At 45.7% G+C, this 15,417-nt stretch carries 14 protein-coding genes, 11 tRNA genes and 1 pseudogene; 24 read left to right on the forward strand and 2 right to left on the reverse strand.

Annotated elements, in window-relative coordinates:
* Positions 1-11: 11 nt before the first annotated feature.
* The 6 genes and pseudogenes from GCA01S_RS09150 to GCA01S_RS09175 all read left to right on the forward strand — a co-directional run bounded on the left by GCA01S_RS09150 (position 12) and on the right by GCA01S_RS09175 (position 6,315).
* The gene (locus tag GCA01S_RS09150; protein ID WP_042409256.1) at positions 12-1,154 is read left to right on the forward strand and encodes an MGDG synthase family glycosyltransferase; all 1,143 of its coding nucleotides are present in this window, start codon (positions 12-14) and stop codon (positions 1,152-1,154) included.
* Positions 1,155-1,304: 150 nt separating this feature from the next.
* Complete coding sequence (locus tag GCA01S_RS09155) at positions 1,305-2,429, forward strand: D-alanine--D-alanine ligase (RefSeq protein WP_017435876.1); 1,125 nt, start codon at positions 1,305-1,307, stop codon at positions 2,427-2,429.
* Between the two features lie 15 nt (positions 2,430-2,444).
* On the forward strand, positions 2,445-3,821 hold the full coding sequence (locus tag GCA01S_RS09160) for a UDP-N-acetylmuramoyl-tripeptide--D-alanyl-D-alanine ligase (RefSeq protein ID WP_042409259.1): 1,377 nt from the start codon (positions 2,445-2,447) through the stop codon (positions 3,819-3,821).
* A 90-nt stretch (positions 3,822-3,911) separates the two neighbouring features.
* A complete protein-coding gene (locus GCA01S_RS09165) occupies positions 3,912-4,607 on the forward strand; it encodes an alpha/beta hydrolase (protein WP_042409261.1) in 696 nt (231 codons plus the stop codon).
* A gap of 132 nt (positions 4,608-4,739) precedes the next feature.
* Positions 4,740-6,041, forward strand: a pseudogene (locus GCA01S_RS09170) (DEAD/DEAH box helicase); the annotation flags it as partial.
* A 25-nt stretch (positions 6,042-6,066) separates the two neighbouring features.
* Positions 6,067-6,315, forward strand: a complete 249-nt coding sequence (locus GCA01S_RS09175; RefSeq protein WP_042409264.1) for a hypothetical protein — start codon at positions 6,067-6,069, stop codon at positions 6,313-6,315.
* 66 nt (positions 6,316-6,381) lie between these two features.
* Here GCA01S_RS09175 and GCA01S_RS09180 read toward each other — a convergent pair whose 3' ends face one another.
* Positions 6,382-6,999, reverse strand: a complete 618-nt coding sequence (locus GCA01S_RS09180) for a rhomboid family intramembrane serine protease (protein WP_042409266.1) — start codon at positions 6,997-6,999, stop codon at positions 6,382-6,384.
* A gap of 133 nt (positions 7,000-7,132) precedes the next feature.
* Between GCA01S_RS09180 and acpS the strand changes: the two genes are divergently transcribed.
* The 6 genes from acpS (at position 7,133) to GCA01S_RS09210 (ending at position 13,343) form a co-directional block, all read left to right on the forward strand.
* On the forward strand, positions 7,133-7,492 hold the full coding sequence (gene acpS / locus GCA01S_RS09185) for a holo-ACP synthase (RefSeq protein ID WP_017435871.1): 360 nt from the start codon (positions 7,133-7,135) through the stop codon (positions 7,490-7,492).
* Positions 7,493-7,574: 82 nt separating this feature from the next.
* Entirely contained in the window at positions 7,575-8,588 is a 1,014-nt protein-coding gene (locus GCA01S_RS09190; RefSeq protein ID WP_042409268.1) for a LolA family protein, read from the forward strand.
* A 192-nt stretch (positions 8,589-8,780) separates the two neighbouring features.
* Positions 8,781-9,947, forward strand: a complete 1,167-nt coding sequence (gene alr / locus GCA01S_RS09195) for an alanine racemase (protein ID WP_042409283.1) — start codon at positions 8,781-8,783, stop codon at positions 9,945-9,947.
* Positions 9,948-10,060: 113 nt separating this feature from the next.
* Positions 10,061-10,342 carry a CopG family ribbon-helix-helix protein gene (locus tag GCA01S_RS09200; RefSeq protein ID WP_017435868.1) on the forward strand — a complete coding sequence of 94 codons (282 nt, stop codon included), beginning with the start codon at positions 10,061-10,063 and terminating at the stop codon, positions 10,340-10,342.
* Between the two features lie 4 nt (positions 10,343-10,346).
* Positions 10,347-10,697 carry a type II toxin-antitoxin system endoribonuclease NdoA gene (gene ndoA / locus GCA01S_RS09205; protein ID WP_003253417.1) on the forward strand — a complete coding sequence of 117 codons (351 nt, stop codon included), beginning with the start codon at positions 10,347-10,349 and terminating at the stop codon, positions 10,695-10,697.
* Positions 10,698-11,156: 459 nt separating this feature from the next.
* A complete protein-coding gene (locus GCA01S_RS09210) occupies positions 11,157-13,343 on the forward strand; it encodes a Tex family protein (protein ID WP_042409286.1) in 2,187 nt (728 codons plus the stop codon).
* Here GCA01S_RS09210 and cmpA read toward each other — a convergent pair.
* Positions 13,338-13,451 carry a cortex morphogenetic protein CmpA gene (gene cmpA / locus GCA01S_RS20105; protein WP_017435866.1) on the reverse strand — a complete coding sequence of 38 codons (114 nt, stop codon included), beginning with the start codon at positions 13,449-13,451 and terminating at the stop codon, positions 13,338-13,340. The two genes, GCA01S_RS09210 and cmpA, sit on opposite strands and share 6 nt — an antisense overlap.
* An 89-nt stretch (positions 13,452-13,540) precedes the next feature.
* On the opposite strand from cmpA, the gene GCA01S_RS09215 reads away from it, so the two are divergent.
* From GCA01S_RS09215 to GCA01S_RS09270, 12 genes are all read left to right on the forward strand, one after another.
* Positions 13,541-14,011 (forward strand): SprT family protein, encoded by a 471-nt coding sequence (locus GCA01S_RS09215; RefSeq protein ID WP_017435865.1) that lies wholly within the window; start codon positions 13,541-13,543, stop codon positions 14,009-14,011.
* Between the two features lie 331 nt (positions 14,012-14,342).
* A tRNA-Asn gene (locus GCA01S_RS09220) sits at positions 14,343-14,414 on the forward strand.
* Between the two features lie 5 nt (positions 14,415-14,419).
* Positions 14,420-14,512, forward strand: a tRNA-Ser gene (locus GCA01S_RS09225).
* Positions 14,513-14,528: 16 nt separating this feature from the next.
* Positions 14,529-14,600: transfer RNA gene (locus GCA01S_RS09230), tRNA-Glu, on the forward strand.
* Positions 14,601-14,645: 45 nt separating this feature from the next.
* A tRNA-Asp gene (locus GCA01S_RS09235) sits at positions 14,646-14,721 on the forward strand.
* A 13-nt stretch (positions 14,722-14,734) separates the two neighbouring features.
* Positions 14,735-14,809, forward strand: a tRNA-Gln gene (locus GCA01S_RS09240).
* A 1-nt stretch (position 14,810) separates the two neighbouring features.
* A tRNA-Lys gene (locus GCA01S_RS09245) sits at positions 14,811-14,886 on the forward strand.
* Positions 14,887-14,890: 4 nt separating this feature from the next.
* A tRNA-Leu gene (locus tag GCA01S_RS09250) sits at positions 14,891-14,975 on the forward strand.
* Between the two features lie 9 nt (positions 14,976-14,984).
* Positions 14,985-15,067 (forward strand) — tRNA-Leu (locus GCA01S_RS09255).
* 65 nt (positions 15,068-15,132) lie between these two features.
* Positions 15,133-15,209: transfer RNA gene (locus GCA01S_RS09260), tRNA-Arg, on the forward strand.
* 3 nt (positions 15,210-15,212) lie between these two features.
* Positions 15,213-15,286, forward strand: a tRNA-Pro gene (locus GCA01S_RS09265).
* A gap of 18 nt (positions 15,287-15,304) precedes the next feature.
* A tRNA-Gly gene (locus GCA01S_RS09270) sits at positions 15,305-15,378 on the forward strand.
* Positions 15,379-15,417: the final 39 nt, after the last annotated feature.

Here is a 15,417-nt window from a genome sequence, read left to right on the forward strand (position 1 = left end):
GGGAGCTAACGATGATGAAAATTCTTGTATTACCGCTGTTCCAGATGAATACAGGACATCATAAAGTAGCCGATACGTTGATCGATTTTCTGCAAAGGCAGTTTCCGTATGTATTTTGCAAAAAAATCGATTTTTTAAGCTATTGTAATGAATTAATGGAGAAAATGGTATCGGAAATGTATTTGCGCTGGATTCGCTCTCATCCTGCTTCGTACCATCGTGTTTATAAGACGTTCATGTACCATGATGTTCATCGATTGGAATTCGTTTCTTTCGAGCCGTGGCTTCCTTATTTTGAAAGCAAGATGAGGAAAATGCTGGAAAGAGAGAAGCCAGAGCTTATTATTTGCACGCACTCCTTTCCATCGCGCATTTTGCAGCGGCTTAAGCGGAAGAAAGTGATTCGCACACCAGTGATCAACGTTTATACAGATTTTTTTATTAATAGCGTGTGGGGGAAGCGAAATATTGATTACCACTTTGTTCCGCATGCCGACGCAAAACGGGAGCTGATGACGAAGTATCATATTGAGGAAAGACGGATTATCGTAACAGGGATTCCCGTCCATGAAGTGTTTATGGCGAAACATTCAGAGGCAAGAAGGAAAAGACGTTCGTTTCATTTGCTATTGGCAGGCGGCAACCAGGGATTAGGAAATATCATCGATTTTCTCAAAAAAGCAAGGAATTCTCATTTGTTTCGTTATTCGGTATTATGCGGGGCAAACAAAAAGCTTTATGATGAAATCGCAAGCTGGGAACATCCGCATATTCGGCCTTTCTCCTACATATCGAGCCCGCAGGAGATGAACCGTTTATATAACGAGGTTGATGCGGTGATCACGAAACCGGGCGGCGTTACGGTAAGCGAGGTATTGCATAAGCAATTGCCGATTTTTACAGTCGATTATTTGCCTGGCCAGGAACAAATTAATTTACAGTATCTTGAAAAACGCGGGTTAGTTTATAATTTGTCTGGGCTTCGCCATTACGAACAAAAAGTTTTTCATGTGCTTACAGATGAAATCGAAAAAAACCGCTTTTACCGCCGGGTGCACGAATATTTTGCAGAGATCGAAAAAACGGCCCAAGATGCATTAGAAGAGATGGTGGCGGTGATGTGCCAAGGATCGTATCGCGCTCTCCGGAAATAGCGATTTCACCATCTAACGAATCGGTTAGATGGTGTTTTTGCTGTTTTTGAAGTGACGAAACAACCTGCATTGCTCATATAAAAATACCATACGATTGCGCGCGAAAAGTGTTAAAATAGGAACGATGGGAAGCAAAGAGGAGGAACCTACATGAAAACGAGAGTCGGGATTTTATACGGCGGCAAATCGCCGGAGCATAACGTTTCGCTATCAACAGCGATGGCGGTCATGAACGCTATGGATAAAAATAAATTTGATGTGATTCCAATTTATATCACCACCGAAGGACAATGGATCAAAGGGGAGCGGCTGACCGGAACGATTACGGAAGTCAAGCAGCTGCAGTTCCAGTCGGATGCGAAAGCAATGATACCGGTAGCGTTAAACCAAGTGCCGGTATTAGCGGATGATAAAAATCAGCATCCTTCTGAAATGGATGACAATAAGGAATCGGAAACGGCTATTGATGTGATTTTTCCATTATTGCACGGCCCAAATGGAGAAGACGGCACCGTGCAAGGCTTGCTCGAGATTTTGAATATTCCATATGTCGGAAACGGCGTGCTTGCCTCAGCGGTCGGCATGGATAAAGTGGTGATGAAAAACTTATTTGCCCAGGCCGGGCTGCGCCAGGCGAAATACGTAGCGTTTACGAAGCGGGATTGGAGTAAAGATGAAGAAGCCGCATACGACCAGGTTGAGCGAAAACTCGGCTACCCTTGTTTTGTCAAGCCGGCAAACGCAGGGTCAAGCGTTGGCATTACGAAATGCAAACAGCGCGCCGATTTGAAGACCGCTTTTATCGAAGCGTTTAAGTATGACCGAAAAATTATTGTGGAAGAAGCGATTGTCGGCCGTGAAATCGAAATTGGCGTAATCGGTAATGATGAACCAATTTGTTCGGTCGTAGGAGAAATTATTCCGAAAAAAGAATTTTATGATTATCAGGCAAAATATGAAGATGGCAATACGGAACTCATCATTCCGGCGCAAGTGACGGAAGAACAGTATGAAACGATCAAGCAGATGGCGATTACGGCCTTTAAGGCGCTTGATCTTTCCGGGCTTGTGCGCGCCGACTTTTTCTTGGCGGAAGATGGCACGGTGTATATTAACGAAATTAATACGATGCCTGGGTTTACGCCATACAGCATGTTCCCATTGCTATGGAAACATAGCGGCGTTTCGTATCCAGAATTAATCGAGCGCCTCATTCAGCTAGCGATCGAGCGGCATGAAGAAAAGCAAACGATCACGTACACGTTTGAGAAATAGAGAAGGTGGAGAAAGATGATCACTCGCACGTTAAAGGAGATACAAGCGATGGCGGATGGCCGCTTGGTGGCTGACGAATTTGCGGATGTTACGATCAGCGGCGTCTCGACCGACACACGGACGATTCAGCAGGGCAATTTATACGTCCCGCTCAAAGGAGCTAAGTTTAACGGGCATGCGTTTGTGCAAGAGGCGTTTGCAAAAGGCGCCAGTGCGGTGCTTTGGTCGGAAACGGAAGGAAATCCGCCAGAGAACGCCCCGGTGATTGTTGTTGATGATACGCTGCGCGCGCTGCAGCGCCTGGCCCACAGGTACCGCAGGCAGCTGGCCGTAAAAGTGATCGGCATTACAGGAAGCAACGGCAAAACAACGACAAAAGATATGACAGCGGCGCTATTGGCCACTTCTTATAAGGTGCAAAAAACAGAAGGGAATTTAAACAACCATATTGGCGTGCCATTGACGCTCCTTCGTTTAGCAGAAGATACGGAAATGGCGGTCGTCGAAATGGGAATGAGCAATTTCGGTGAAATTGAACTTTTGTCCAACATCGCTGAGCCGGATGCGGCGATTATTACGAACATTGGGGAATCCCATTTGCAAGAATTAGGTTCGCGTGCAGGAATTGCACAAGCAAAACTGGAAATTTTGTCTGGTTTGCGCAAAAACGGTCTGTTTGTTTATCATGGCGATGAGCCGTTATTGACAAGCCGCGTGTCAAATTTGCCGCTGCCGGAACACGTCAAAACGTTTGGCCAAACAACGAAAAACGATTATTATCCGAATGCGGTGCGGATGGAAGCGAAGGGGACGACATTTACGATCAACCAGCTTCCAAACCGAACGTTGTTTATTCCGATTTTAGGGAAGCATCATGTTTACAACGCATTGGCTGCCATTGCGGTTGCCCGCTTTTTTGGTGTCAGTTGGGAGAGCATTCAAGAAGCGCTTGCCCATTTAGAGGTCACCCGCATGCGCATGGAGCTGATCGAAACGAAACGGGGTTTTACGATCATTAACGATGCATACAATGCCAGCCCTACTTCTATGACGGCGGCTTTGCAACTGCTCGGGGAATTGACAGGATATAAGAAAAAAATTGCGGTGTTAGGCGATATGTTGGAGCTCGGTGACCAAGAAGTAGCATTTCATCGCGAAATAGGCGCGATGCTTCGTCCGGAAATGATCGATTATGTTTTTACCTATGGACCGCTGGCGCGTCATATTGCGCTAACCGCTGCTCCGTTTTTCCCGGATGGGCGGGTGAGCGCATACGATGAGAAAAAAGCATTGGTGAACGATTTGCTTGCCATCGTGTCTGCGGGTGATGTGATTTTGTTAAAGGCTTCCCGTGGGATGAAATTGGAAGAGTTGCTTCGCGATTTGCAATAACGGTATCATCGTGTAAAATGAAAACAACGGTGAAAAATAAAAGCGGCGTTGTCGATCGCCGCTTTTGATTTTTAGGAAACGGTGATAATCATGATCGGCTGTCTATGTATCCATGGATTTACGGGAAGCCCTGATGAAGTTGCCCCACTGGCAGAGTATTTGCGAAAGCGGACGGATTGGATGATCAAAACCCCCACTCTTCCCGGCCACGGAGAAGAGCTGCAGCTGAAAGGAATTACGTATGATCAATGGTTTCAAGCGGCGGAACGGGAGCTGCAAGCGTTAATGGACGAGTGTGAAACGGTATATGTCATCGGTTTTTCGATGGGCGGAGTGATCGCCGTCTATTTAGCGGAAAAATACCGCATTGACAAGTTAGTGCTGTTAAGCGCGGCATTTTATTATGTAAATCCGCGCCAATTATGGAAAGACATTCGTGATATGTTTCGCAATGGGTGGCGGCGCATTGGCGAACATCCGCTGTTTATCCGTTATAAAAATAAGATGCGATCCACGCCACTTGCTGCGGTATTAGAGTTTCGCAAACTAGTGAATGAAGTACGGCCGCGTCTTCCCTACGTTCATGTCCCGGTGTTGATTGTGCAGGGAGAAAAAGACGGGATTGTTCCGCTAAAAAGCGCCCATTATTTATATCAAAGAATTGGTTCATCCAAAAAGAAACTATTATTCTTGCCCGAGTCTTATCATCACGTCTGCCATAGCGCAGACCGGCACCTGTTGTTTACCGAAGTCGAAAAGTTTTTATGGGAAAATGGTAATGATTGAAAATGACAGATGAAAATGGTATGATAACTGTCAAAACATTTTTATTTGATTTTATATTGATCAGTAAGGATGATTAAAGGAGTTTGAATAACATTGACGACATTTCAAGAGTTAGGATTAAGCAATGAATTAATGAAGGCGATCAGCCGCATGGGGTTTGAAGAAACGACCCCGATTCAAGCAAAGACGATTCCGCTAAGCTTGCAAAATAAAGATGTAATTGGACAAGCACAAACCGGTACCGGGAAAACGGCGGCGTTTGGCATTCCGCTTATTGAAAAAGTAGATGTGAAAAAGGAAGCAGTGCAAGGATTGGTCGTGGCCCCAACGCGTGAGCTGGCGATTCAAGTATCAGAAGAGCTTTATAAAATTGGTGCCGTCAAGCGCGTGCGCGTATTGCCGATTTACGGCGGGCAGGATATTGAACGGCAAATTCGCGCGTTGAAAAAACATCCGCACATTATTGTCGGGACACCGGGGCGAATTATCGACCATATCAACCGCAAGACGTTGCGGTTAGAGCAGGTGCATACAGTGGTGCTCGATGAAGCGGATGAAATGCTGAATATGGGATTTATTGACGATATTGAGGCGATTTTAAGCAATGTTCCGAAACAGCGGCAAACGTTATTGTTTTCAGCGACCATGCCGGAACCGATCCGCCGCATTGCCGAGCGGTTTATGAATGATCCGCAGCTCGTAAAAGTAAAAGCAAAAGAAATGACCGTTCCGAATATTCAACAATATTACCTCGAAGTGCAAGAAAAAAAGAAATTCGATATTTTGACGCGTTTATTGGATATTCAGGCCCCCGAGCTGGCGATTGTGTTCGGGCGGACAAAGCGGCGTGTCGATGAATTGGCGGAAGCGCTAAATTTGCGCGGCTATGCGGCGGAAGGGATTCACGGCGATTTAAGCCAGGCGAAACGTCTCTCTGTGTTGCGCAAATTTAAAGAAGGTGCGATCGAGATTTTGGTCGCCACGGATGTAGCGGCGCGCGGGCTGGATATTTCCGGCGTGACGCATGTGTACAATTTTGATATCCCTCAAGATCCGGAAAGCTACGTTCACCGCATTGGCCGCACCGGCCGCGCAGGGAAAACAGGCGTCGCGATGACGTTTGTGACACCAAGGGAAATCGGACAGCTTCATAACATTGAACGGACGACAAAGCGGAAAATGGAGCGTATGAAACCGCCAACATTGGACGAAGCGCTGGAAGGGCAGCAGCGTATCGCGGTGGAAAAATTGGTGAATGTGGTAGAAAGCGAAAACTTGTCTTTCTATAAACGAGCTGCTGAAGAGCTATTAGAGGAACATGATTCGGTTTCGCTGGTAGCCGCATGTATTAAAATGTTGACAAAAGAACCGGATACGACGCCGGTGCGGTTAACGGAAGAGCCGCCGCTTCCGGTTAAACGGGAGAAAAAGCGGGGAAACCGCGCGGAAGGCCCATTCCGTGAGCGTGCCAAAAAACGGCGCGTTGCCCGTTAAAAACGGTGCAACAGGCGCCGTTTTTTGCTATGGTAAAATGTATATGCGCGAACAACAGCCGGGCAGCAAACAGAATGAATATATCCATTGGGGAAAAGAAATTTTTATGGCGATCGTCCTGCTTGGCTATGTCGCCATGAGCGTTCATTTGCAGCAGTGTTCCCTGTCGCAAACGATGACGTTTGCGCCCTTTTTTAGAAATCGAATGGGTTGACGGCGTCATTTTCATCCGCTAATTCATCAGATCCCGCTTTCATTGTCGAGAAAGCGGCGATGATGGTTAGCGATGAAGAAGAAAAGGCCGATGCGGGCGCAGGCGAGACGAGATAAAAGGAGCAATAATCCCTCCTGTTAAAAAACCAAATAGGTGGGCGACCATATTCAGATCAGGAGTGGTAAATGCGATAAATAAACTAATACAGATAACGGCGAGAAGAAGGCGGGCATGCTGATGGTCGATTATATCGCGGCGGAATACGATTAAATAGCCATACATGCCGAACAGGCCAAAAATAGCGCCAGACGCTCCAACGTGACTGTACATAGCCGGCAGAAGGAAAAAGGAGGCGATGTTGGCGCCGACTCCGCTCCCTATATAAAGAAGCAAAAACTTGCTTTTCCCTAACATTTGCTCTAATGCAGGGCCGAATAAAAGAAGAGAAATGGAATTGATCATCATATGTTCAAACCGCACATGAAAAACAAGAGGGCTTACAAGCCGCCAATACTCCCCTTCGCGTATGGCGGCATTAAATCCAATCATTCGTTCCCATAATGGTTCCGCACTCGAAAGACGCAAAAAAAACATAAACCATATGACTACATGAAGGATCACAAGGATAGAAACAACGGGATAAAGGCGAAAAAAAACACGGGCGTTTTCCCTGCGCACAAACATGTCATTCTCTCCTTCATCTTTGTTTATCAAAAAATGGCTAGGAAAGCTTCCGCTTTGGCGGGCAAAACGAATAAGTGAAAGATGAATCGGCTTATTAAAATGGTATGTAAGAAGTAGAAAGGATAGAAGGACAATGATTATCGGAGTTGGCATTGATATTGTGGAATTAGAGCGGGTTAGACAGTTGATGGAAAAAAATGAAAAATTGATTGACCGCATTTTAACGAGGGACGAAAAAAATGTGTTTGCACAATTATCGCCAAAACGCAAAGTGGAATTTTTAGCGGGGCGGTTTGCGGCGAAAGAAGCGTACGCAAAAGCCGTCGGCACAGGAATTGGAAAACATCTGTCATTCCACGATATTCAAATTATGAACGACCTGCATGGAAAGCCAATCGTCGTTTCAGATGCGAATGACTGCCGCATCCATCTTTCCATTTCTCATAGCCGTGATTATGCAATCGCTCAAGTAATTATTGAGCGCTTGTCATAGCTAGTCTGCATATTCCCCGAAGTTGTCTCATATATTGTAATGCGAAAAGGGAAATCGATATGAGGCAAAGGGGTTGAAATGAATGAGGAGAAAGGTGCTCAGTGTATTGGTTGGCATCATATTGCTTATTGCTTTAGCTGGCTGTGGGTCAAAATCACAGGAAGATGTCATCAAAGCGCTCGATGAAAAAATGGATGAGATCACAAGCTACCAGGCAGAAGCAAAAATGACATTTCAAACAGGTTCAAAACCGCAAGTATATAACGTCGAAATCTGGTATAAACATCCTGCCTATTACCGTGTCAGCTTAAAAAATGCGGACAAAGAGCAAAGTCAGATGATTTTGCGCAATGATGAAGGGGTCTTTGTGTTTACGCCGGCGCTTAATAAAAGCTTCCGGTTCCAAAGTGATTGGCCGAAAAACAGCAGTCAGGCCTATTTGTATGAGTCATTGGTCAAAGACATTTTGAGCGATTCGAAGGCGAAGTTTAAAGCGACAAAAAATCATTACGTATTTGAAACGAAAACAAACTATCCAAACAGCAATGTCGTGCCGACGCAAGAAATTACGTTAAACAAAAAGGATTTATCACCGGTATCGGTCAAAGTGATGGATACCGACCGAAAAGCTTTGTTAACCGTGCAATTCTCCAAGGTCGAATTTAATAAAAAGTTTGATGATGATGCATTTGACACATCGAAAAATATGACGGGAGCGCGTTTAGAAGTGCCGACGATGGCAGAAGCGAAAGACAAAGCGATGGAAGTCATGTATCCGGTGCAGCTGCCGGAAGGAGTAAAGCAAATCGATGAGAAGGAAGTTGCCAGTGAAAACGGAAAACGAGTGATTATGACGTTCGGCGGCGAAAAAACATTTACATTAGTTCAGGAAAAAGCAAAAGTTTTACCGGCAACAAGCACACCGATGCTGGTCAATGGCGAGCCGGTCGATTTAGGTTTTGCGATTGGTACGCTGACGGACAAAACATTGACATGGTCGTATAAAGGTGTCGACTTTACGATTGCTTCCGATGATTTAACACCGGAGGAAATGGTCATGGTAGCCCGCTCCGTGCAAGGAAAGGCGATTAAATAATTGATTTGCTAGGCAACAGGCTCGCGGCTTGCCGAGCCTGTTTTTTTTAGGAAAAGGCAGACTCTTAAGACAATGATATATTCCTTCCTTGTTTAGAAAGTGGTAAACTAAAAAAGGATAGCGCAAATTAGAGCGTTTACATTCAAAAAATAACTCTGAGATCTGCTAGACAAGGAAGGACAGCGAGAAATGATGAATTCATTTTACCGTGATACGTGGGCTGAAATTGATTTAGACGCGATTTATTACAATGTTTCTCAACTTAAGAAGCTTTTGCCGGATGAAACTTGCATTATGGCAGTGGTAAAGGCGAATGCATACGGCCACGGCGATGCGCAAGTGGCGAAGACAGCGCTGGAGGCCGGCGCTTCCTATTTGGCCGTAGCTTTTTTAGATGAAGCGCTTGCATTGCGAGAAAAAGGAATCACTGCTCCGATTCTCGTATTAGGCGCTTCTCGTCCTAGCGATGTCCATCTTGCCGCCAAGCACAAAATCTCACTTACGGTGTTTCAACCGGACTGGGTCGAGCAAGCGGCCGATTTATACAAGGGAACGGAACGAGTGCGGTTCCATTTAAAAATGGATACGGGAATGGGACGGTTAGGAGTCAGAGAGGAAGCGGAGACAAAACGCATTGTTGAATTAATCGACGGCCATCCGTATTTTTCGCTGGAAGGCGTTTATACTCATTTCGCCACAGCCGATGAAATCAATACCGATTATTTTTCCTTTCAGTATCGTCGTTTTCTGCAAATGTTAGAGTGGCTTCCGTATAAACCACCGATGATCCATTGCGGGAACAGCGCGACGGCTTTGCGGTTTCCGGATAAAGTATTTAATATGGTGCGCTTTGGCATTTCAATGTATGGATTGTCGCCTTCGCCAGCTATAAAGCCATACTTGCCATACGAGCTAAAAGAAGCTTTCTCCTTGCATAGCCGCCTTGTTCACGTTAAAAAGCTACAACCAGGAGAAAAAGTGAGCTACGGTGCAACCTATACGGCGGAGACGGAACAATGGATAGGCACTGTGCCAATCGGCTATGCAGACGGCTGGTTGCGCAAACTGCAAAATTTCCATGTGCTGGTGAACGGAAAAAAAGCGCCGATTGTCGGGAGAATCTGCATGGATCAACTCATGATCCGTCTGCCTGAACCAATGCCGGTCGGAACGAAAGTGACTTTAATTGGGCGGCAGGGCGACGAATATATTTCCGTTGATGACGTGGCCCAATATCTTGGAACGATTAACTATGAGGTTCCTTGTACAGTAAGTTATCGCGTTCCCCGTATTTTTTTCAGAAATAAGAGTATAATGGAAGTGAGAAATGTTGTTTTGAATGGCAATGATTATGTATAAACTTTTCAGAAGATAATACGCAGAAAACGCAGAAATGACTTTGCAGCGCCTTTATTTAGTGGTATGATGAAATGGAAGCAATGAATGGCTGCAGTTCGTGGAGGTGTATATTTGTGTCGGAGTCTAGCGCAACAACGGAAATCGTCGTTCGTTTGCCTCAATCATTAGTAACAGAATTAGATGTGCTGGTGAAACAAGAAAACGGCAATCGGAATGAACTGATTTACCAAGCGACGAAAATGTATATTCGTGAGCGGAAGAAACGGCAAATCCGCGAAGCGATGAGACGAGGCTACATGGAAATGGCAAAAATCAATTTATCGATCGCTTCAGAAGCGTTTCTTGCAGAATATGAAGCCGACCACACCGTTGAACGTTTAGTTAGCGGGGGGTAATGCTTTGATTGTTAAACGTGGCGACGTTTATTTTGCGGACCTTTCCCCGGTAGTTGGCTCAGAGCAGGGCGGTGTCCGCCCCGTATTGGTCATCCAAAATGACATTGGCAATCGCTTTAGCCCAACGGTGATCGTAGCGGCGATTACAGCGCAAATTCAAAAAGCGAAGCTGCCAACGCACGTTGAAATTGATGCAAAACGCTACGGGTTTGAGCGGGATTCCGTCATTTTGCTAGAACAAATTCGGACAATTGATAAACAGCGGCTCACGGATAAAATCACCCATTTAGATGATGAAATGATGGATAAAGTGGATGAAGCGCTGCAGATCAGTTTAGGACTTATCGATTTTTAACATAAACCGGCAAGAGTTTTCCCACTTCGAAAACATACGAAGCCTAGTTTGAAGTGGGCATCTTGAATCCGGTGCACAGGGTGGGAAACATCGCCCCAAGTGTTTGCTCATGAAAGTCTTGTGGAACAAGAGTCAGTGTCCATGCGAAGCACGGAAGAAGCTCTTTGGTACAAAAGAACCTGCCGACTTTAGTCGTGCGAAGATTCCGTTTGCAGTGCTTTGTCCTATCATTCTCCTGTTTCGATTTCGAAAAAGGGCTTATTCTGTGTTTGCAGCGTACTGAGCCATCTATCGCCTCTGCAATGTATAAACAAAGTGGCAGATAGTTTGTTTTGCTGTGCATAAAAAAGGACAGGTCGCGGGGAGAAACGATCTGTCCAACTATTTATAGTATGGTTGATCGGAAATAGCTGCATCTTTGTAGCTATTTTTATTTTCGCCATTGGAGGGATAATCGATTTGTTCAATAGAGAAGCGTTGATCGGCTTGATCGCCAATGAGTTGCAGTTGTCTGCCAATCAAGTGAGCAATGTCATTACCCTTTCCGAGGAGGGGAACACAGTACCGTTTATCGCCCGCTATCGCAAAGAGATGACAGGCGCGCTAGATGAAGTGCAGATTCGTGATATTTTAGAGAAATGGAGCTACTTGCAAAGCCTAGAACAACGTAAAGAAGAAGTTCTTCGTCTTATCGATGAGCAAGGGAAATTGACGGATGAGTTGAAAAACGCGATTATGAGCGCCACGAAACTGCAGCAAGTCGAAGATTTGTATCGCCCTTATCGGCAAAAAAGACGCACGAAAGCTACGGTCGCCAAAGAAAAAGGGCTCGAACCGCTTGCTGAATGGCTATGGACATGTCCAGCGGAACCGAGACCGGAAGAAAAAGCACAGGAATTTATCAACCCGGAAAAAGAAGTGTTTACGGTGGAAGAAGCGCTCCAAGGAGCAAAAGATATCATTGCTGAAAAAGTGTCTGATGATGCGCAATTCCGCCAATGGATTCGCCAGCAAACGTGGAAAAAGGGAGTCATTGTATCAACGGCCAAAGCGCCGGAAAAGGATGAGAAGAAAGTATATGAAATGTATTACGAATACGAAGAGCCTGTACATAAGATTGTGCCGCACCGTGTGTTAGCGTTAAACCGCGGCGAAAAGGAAGAGGTGCTGCGTGTCACCATAAAGGCACCAGTAGAAGAGATTATGGCGTATTTACAAAAAAACGTGATCACAAATCCGCAATCTCCTGCCGCTCCGCTTTTATCTGAAGCAATAGAAGATGGCTATAAACGGCTTATCGAGCCGGCCATTGAACGCGACATCCGCAATGGGCTAACGGAAAAAGCGGAAGAGCGGGCGATTCACATTTTTTCTGAAAACTTGCGGAAGCTTTTGCTGCAGCCGCCATTGAAAGGAAAAATCGTGCTTGGCATTGACCCGGCCTACCGAACGGGATGTAAGCTTGCTGTTGTTGATGAAACAGGCAAACTATTGAAAATTGATGTCATCTATCCACATCCACCGCAGCAACGGGTAGACGAAGCAAGGGAAAAGTTAATTCGTCTAATCGCAGAATATCATGTAGAAATGATTGCGATTGGGAATGGAACAGCATCACGGGAAACGGAACAGTTCGTCGCCGATACGCTGAAGCAGGTGGATAGGGAAATCTTTTACTTAATTGTCAATGAAGCGGGTGCCAGCGTATATTCTGCCTCTGATCTCGCACGCCAGGAATTCCCAGATTTGCAAGTTGAAGAGCGGAGCGCCGTTTCGATCGCCCGGCGCGTACAAGACCCATTGGCAGAATTGGTAAAAATCGATCCAAAGTCCGTCGGTGTCGGCCAATATCAGCATGATGTTTCGCAAAAGAAATTAGCCGAATCGCTGCGCTTTGTCGTAGAAACGGTCGTGAACCAAGTCGGTGTCAATGTCAATACCGCATCTGTTTCCTTATTGCAATATGTATCGGGGCTTACAAAGACGGTGTCGGAAAATATTGTAAAGCGACGGGAAGAACAAGGAAAATTTAGAAGCCGCGAAGAATTAAAATCGATACCGCGGCTCGGTGCGAAAACATATGAGCAATGTATTGGCTTTTTGCGTATTATTGACGGAGATGAACCGCTCGACCGGACGCCGATCCATCCAGAGCGATACGAAGAAGTGAAAAAGCTATTGCAAAATTTAGGCTTTTCCACAGCGCATATCGGAAGCAAAGAACTTCGCGAGGCGCTGCAATCGCTGAATATTTCCGATACGGCCGCGAAGCTTGGTATCGGCGAATTAACGTTACAAGATATTATCGACGCCTTAATCCGCCCGGAACGCGATCCCCGTGATGAACTGCCAAAGCCGTTATTGCGCAAGGACGTTTTAAAAATGGAAGATTTAAAAGCGGGGATGGAACTAGAAGGCACCGTACGGAATGTCGTTGACTTCGGCGCGTTTGTCGATATCGGCGTCAAGCAGGACGGGCTTGTGCATATTTCTAAATTAAGCAAGCAATACGTACGACATCCGCTTGATGTTGTATCGGTCGGCGATGTCGTAAAAGTTTGGGTGGATCATGTAGATGTGAATAAAGAAAGAATCTCTTTATCAATGATTGCGCCAGCGGAGCTAGAGAAAACACTGCCTTCATGAGCAGTGTTTTCTCTGATAAAAAAACCAGCATTGGTTTAACAGTTTGATTTGATAACGATTTTTTTCATAGTAGGCTCGTCTCATTTGATTTTTTAGCCAAGTTGGCATCGTGTCCAACCTCCTATAATGAAAAGGTTAGTATATAATGTATGTACTGCCAGTCTGTCCTGTGCCAGAAAAGTGAGGAGTAAAGAGCAATGGAACAAAGTGATTTACAAAAACTTGTCGAAAGGGTATCTTTGCAATTTTTTCAAAAACCGTTCAAACATATGGCGACGTTCAACCCACGGCTGCGAACAACAGGAGGACGTTACATCGTACAAACCCATAACATTGAGATAAATAAAAAGTATTACGAATCATTTGGCGAAGAAGAACTGATCGCCATTATTAAACATGAATTGTGCCATTACCATCTTCATTTAGAGGGGAAAGGTTACCGTCATCGCGATAAAGATTTCCGCGATTTATTGCGGCAAGTTCAGGCCCCGCGTTATTGCCGCCCGCTTCCGCAACAAACACGAAAAAAAGCAAAAAAGATACACGTGTACGTTTGTTCCTGGTGCGGTTTGACTTATGAAAGAAAAAAACGGGTCAATACGAATCGGTATGTTTGCGGGAAATGTGGGGGAAGGCTAACATCAGATGATAGCGGTGAAGCAAAGTAAAATTTTTCAAATTGGTTGATAACGAGAAGCAAAAAAATGATAAAAAGTTATTGACATGGATTATTTATTATGCTAAATTATAAAAGCCGTCGCCAAACGACGGGTTGCAAAAAACATATTGACAACGCTAAGTTACCTAAATATAATAAAGAATGTCGGTTGCACACAACAGATCATTTAAAAATTAATTATTCCGCAATAGCTCAGCGACGAGGAATACATCAATGAATCCACTCCGAGTTGCCTCGACGCATCTAGCTTCTTGGAGACGGCTAGCAGAGGAAGAGGCAGCAAGCATACCGAAAAGCTGTCTGTTGTTAGGATTCATTATTCCGCAATAGCTCAGCGGTAGAGCAACCGGCTGTTAACCGGTAGGTCGTAGGTTCGAATCCTACTTGCGGAGCCTTTGGAGAAGTACCCAAGTGGCTGAAGGGGACGGTTTGCTAAACCGTTAGGTCGTGTCTTTACGGCGCGCGGGTTCAAATCCCGCCTTCTCCGCCACTTTGATATATATCGTGGCCCGTTGGTCAAGTGGTTAAGACACCGCCCTTTCACGGCGGTAACACGGGTTCGAATCCCGTACGGGTCACTTTTATAAGATGTGTTGGGGTTGTGAAACCCCAACCTTCATGATGGTCCCGTAGTGTAGTGGTTAACACGCCTGCCTGTCACGCAGGAGATCGCGGGTTCGAGTCCCGTCGGGACCGCCATTACATGAATCATTGGGCCATAGCCAAGCGGTAAGGCAACGGACTTTGACTCCGTGATGCGCTGGTTCGAATCCAGCTGGCCCAGCCATGAGCCATTAGCTCAGTAGGTAGAGCATCTGACTTTTAATCAGAGGGTCGGAGGTTCGAGTCCTCCATGGCTCACCACCTTGCGGGTGTGGCGGAATTGGCAGACGCACCAGACTTAGGATCTGGCGCCTCACGGCGTGGGGGTTCAAGTCCCTCCACCCGCACCAGTTGAATATGCGGTCGTGGCGGAATGGCAGACGCGCTAGGTTGAGGGCCTAGTGGGGGCAACCCCGTGGAGGTTCAAGTCCTCTCGACCGCATAACAAAAAACATTTGCATTCAACAATTTATTGTGTTATAGTAAAATTTGTTGTCTTAATATCGCGCGCTCGTAGCTCAATTGGATAGAGCATCTGACTACGGATCAGAAGGTTAGGGGTTCGAATCCTCTCGAGCGCGCCATAGCGGGAAGTAGCTCAGCTTGGTAGAGCACATGGTTTGGGACCATGGGGTCGCAGGTTCGAATCCTGTCTTCCCGACTTGTTTAATAAAAATATGCGGGTGTAGTTTAGTGGTAAAACCTCAGCCTTCCAAGCTGATGTCGTGGGTTCGATTCCCATCACCCGCTCCATTATAATAAACTAAATTAATACTTGACTTCATTAATCTG

It is taken from the genome of Parageobacillus caldoxylosilyticus NBRC 107762 (assembly GCF_000632715.1).
GTDB classification, from domain to species: Bacteria; Bacillota; Bacilli; order Bacillales; family Anoxybacillaceae; genus Saccharococcus; species Saccharococcus caldoxylosilyticus.

What these genes read in the sequence shown, in the direction of transcription:
- GCA01S_RS09215 (WP_017435865.1), top strand. Translation starts at nt 13,541, where the DNA reads ATGGAACAAAGTGATTTACAAAAACTTGTCGAAAGGGTATCTTTGCAA.
- GCA01S_RS09165 (WP_042409261.1), top strand. Translation starts at nt 3,912, where the DNA reads ATGATCGGCTGTCTATGTATCCATGGATTTACGGGAAGCCCTGATGAA.
- GCA01S_RS09160 (WP_042409259.1), top strand. Translation starts at nt 2,445, where the DNA reads ATGATCACTCGCACGTTAAAGGAGATACAAGCGATGGCGGATGGCCGC.
- GCA01S_RS09190 (WP_042409268.1), top strand. Translation starts at nt 7,575, where the DNA reads ATGAGGAGAAAGGTGCTCAGTGTATTGGTTGGCATCATATTGCTTATT.
- cmpA (WP_017435866.1), bottom strand. Translation starts at nt 13,451, where the DNA reads ATGCCAACTTGGCTAAAAAATCAAATGAGACGAGCCTACTATGAAAAA.
- acpS (WP_017435871.1), top strand. Translation starts at nt 7,133, where the DNA reads ATGATTATCGGAGTTGGCATTGATATTGTGGAATTAGAGCGGGTTAGA.
- GCA01S_RS09180 (WP_042409266.1), bottom strand. Translation starts at nt 6,999, where the DNA reads ATGTTTGTGCGCAGGGAAAACGCCCGTGTTTTTTTTCGCCTTTATCCC.
- GCA01S_RS09155 (WP_017435876.1), top strand. Translation starts at nt 1,305, where the DNA reads ATGAAAACGAGAGTCGGGATTTTATACGGCGGCAAATCGCCGGAGCAT.
- GCA01S_RS09150 (WP_042409256.1), top strand. Translation starts at nt 12, where the DNA reads ATGATGAAAATTCTTGTATTACCGCTGTTCCAGATGAATACAGGACAT.
- alr (WP_042409283.1), top strand. Translation starts at nt 8,781, where the DNA reads ATGAATTCATTTTACCGTGATACGTGGGCTGAAATTGATTTAGACGCG.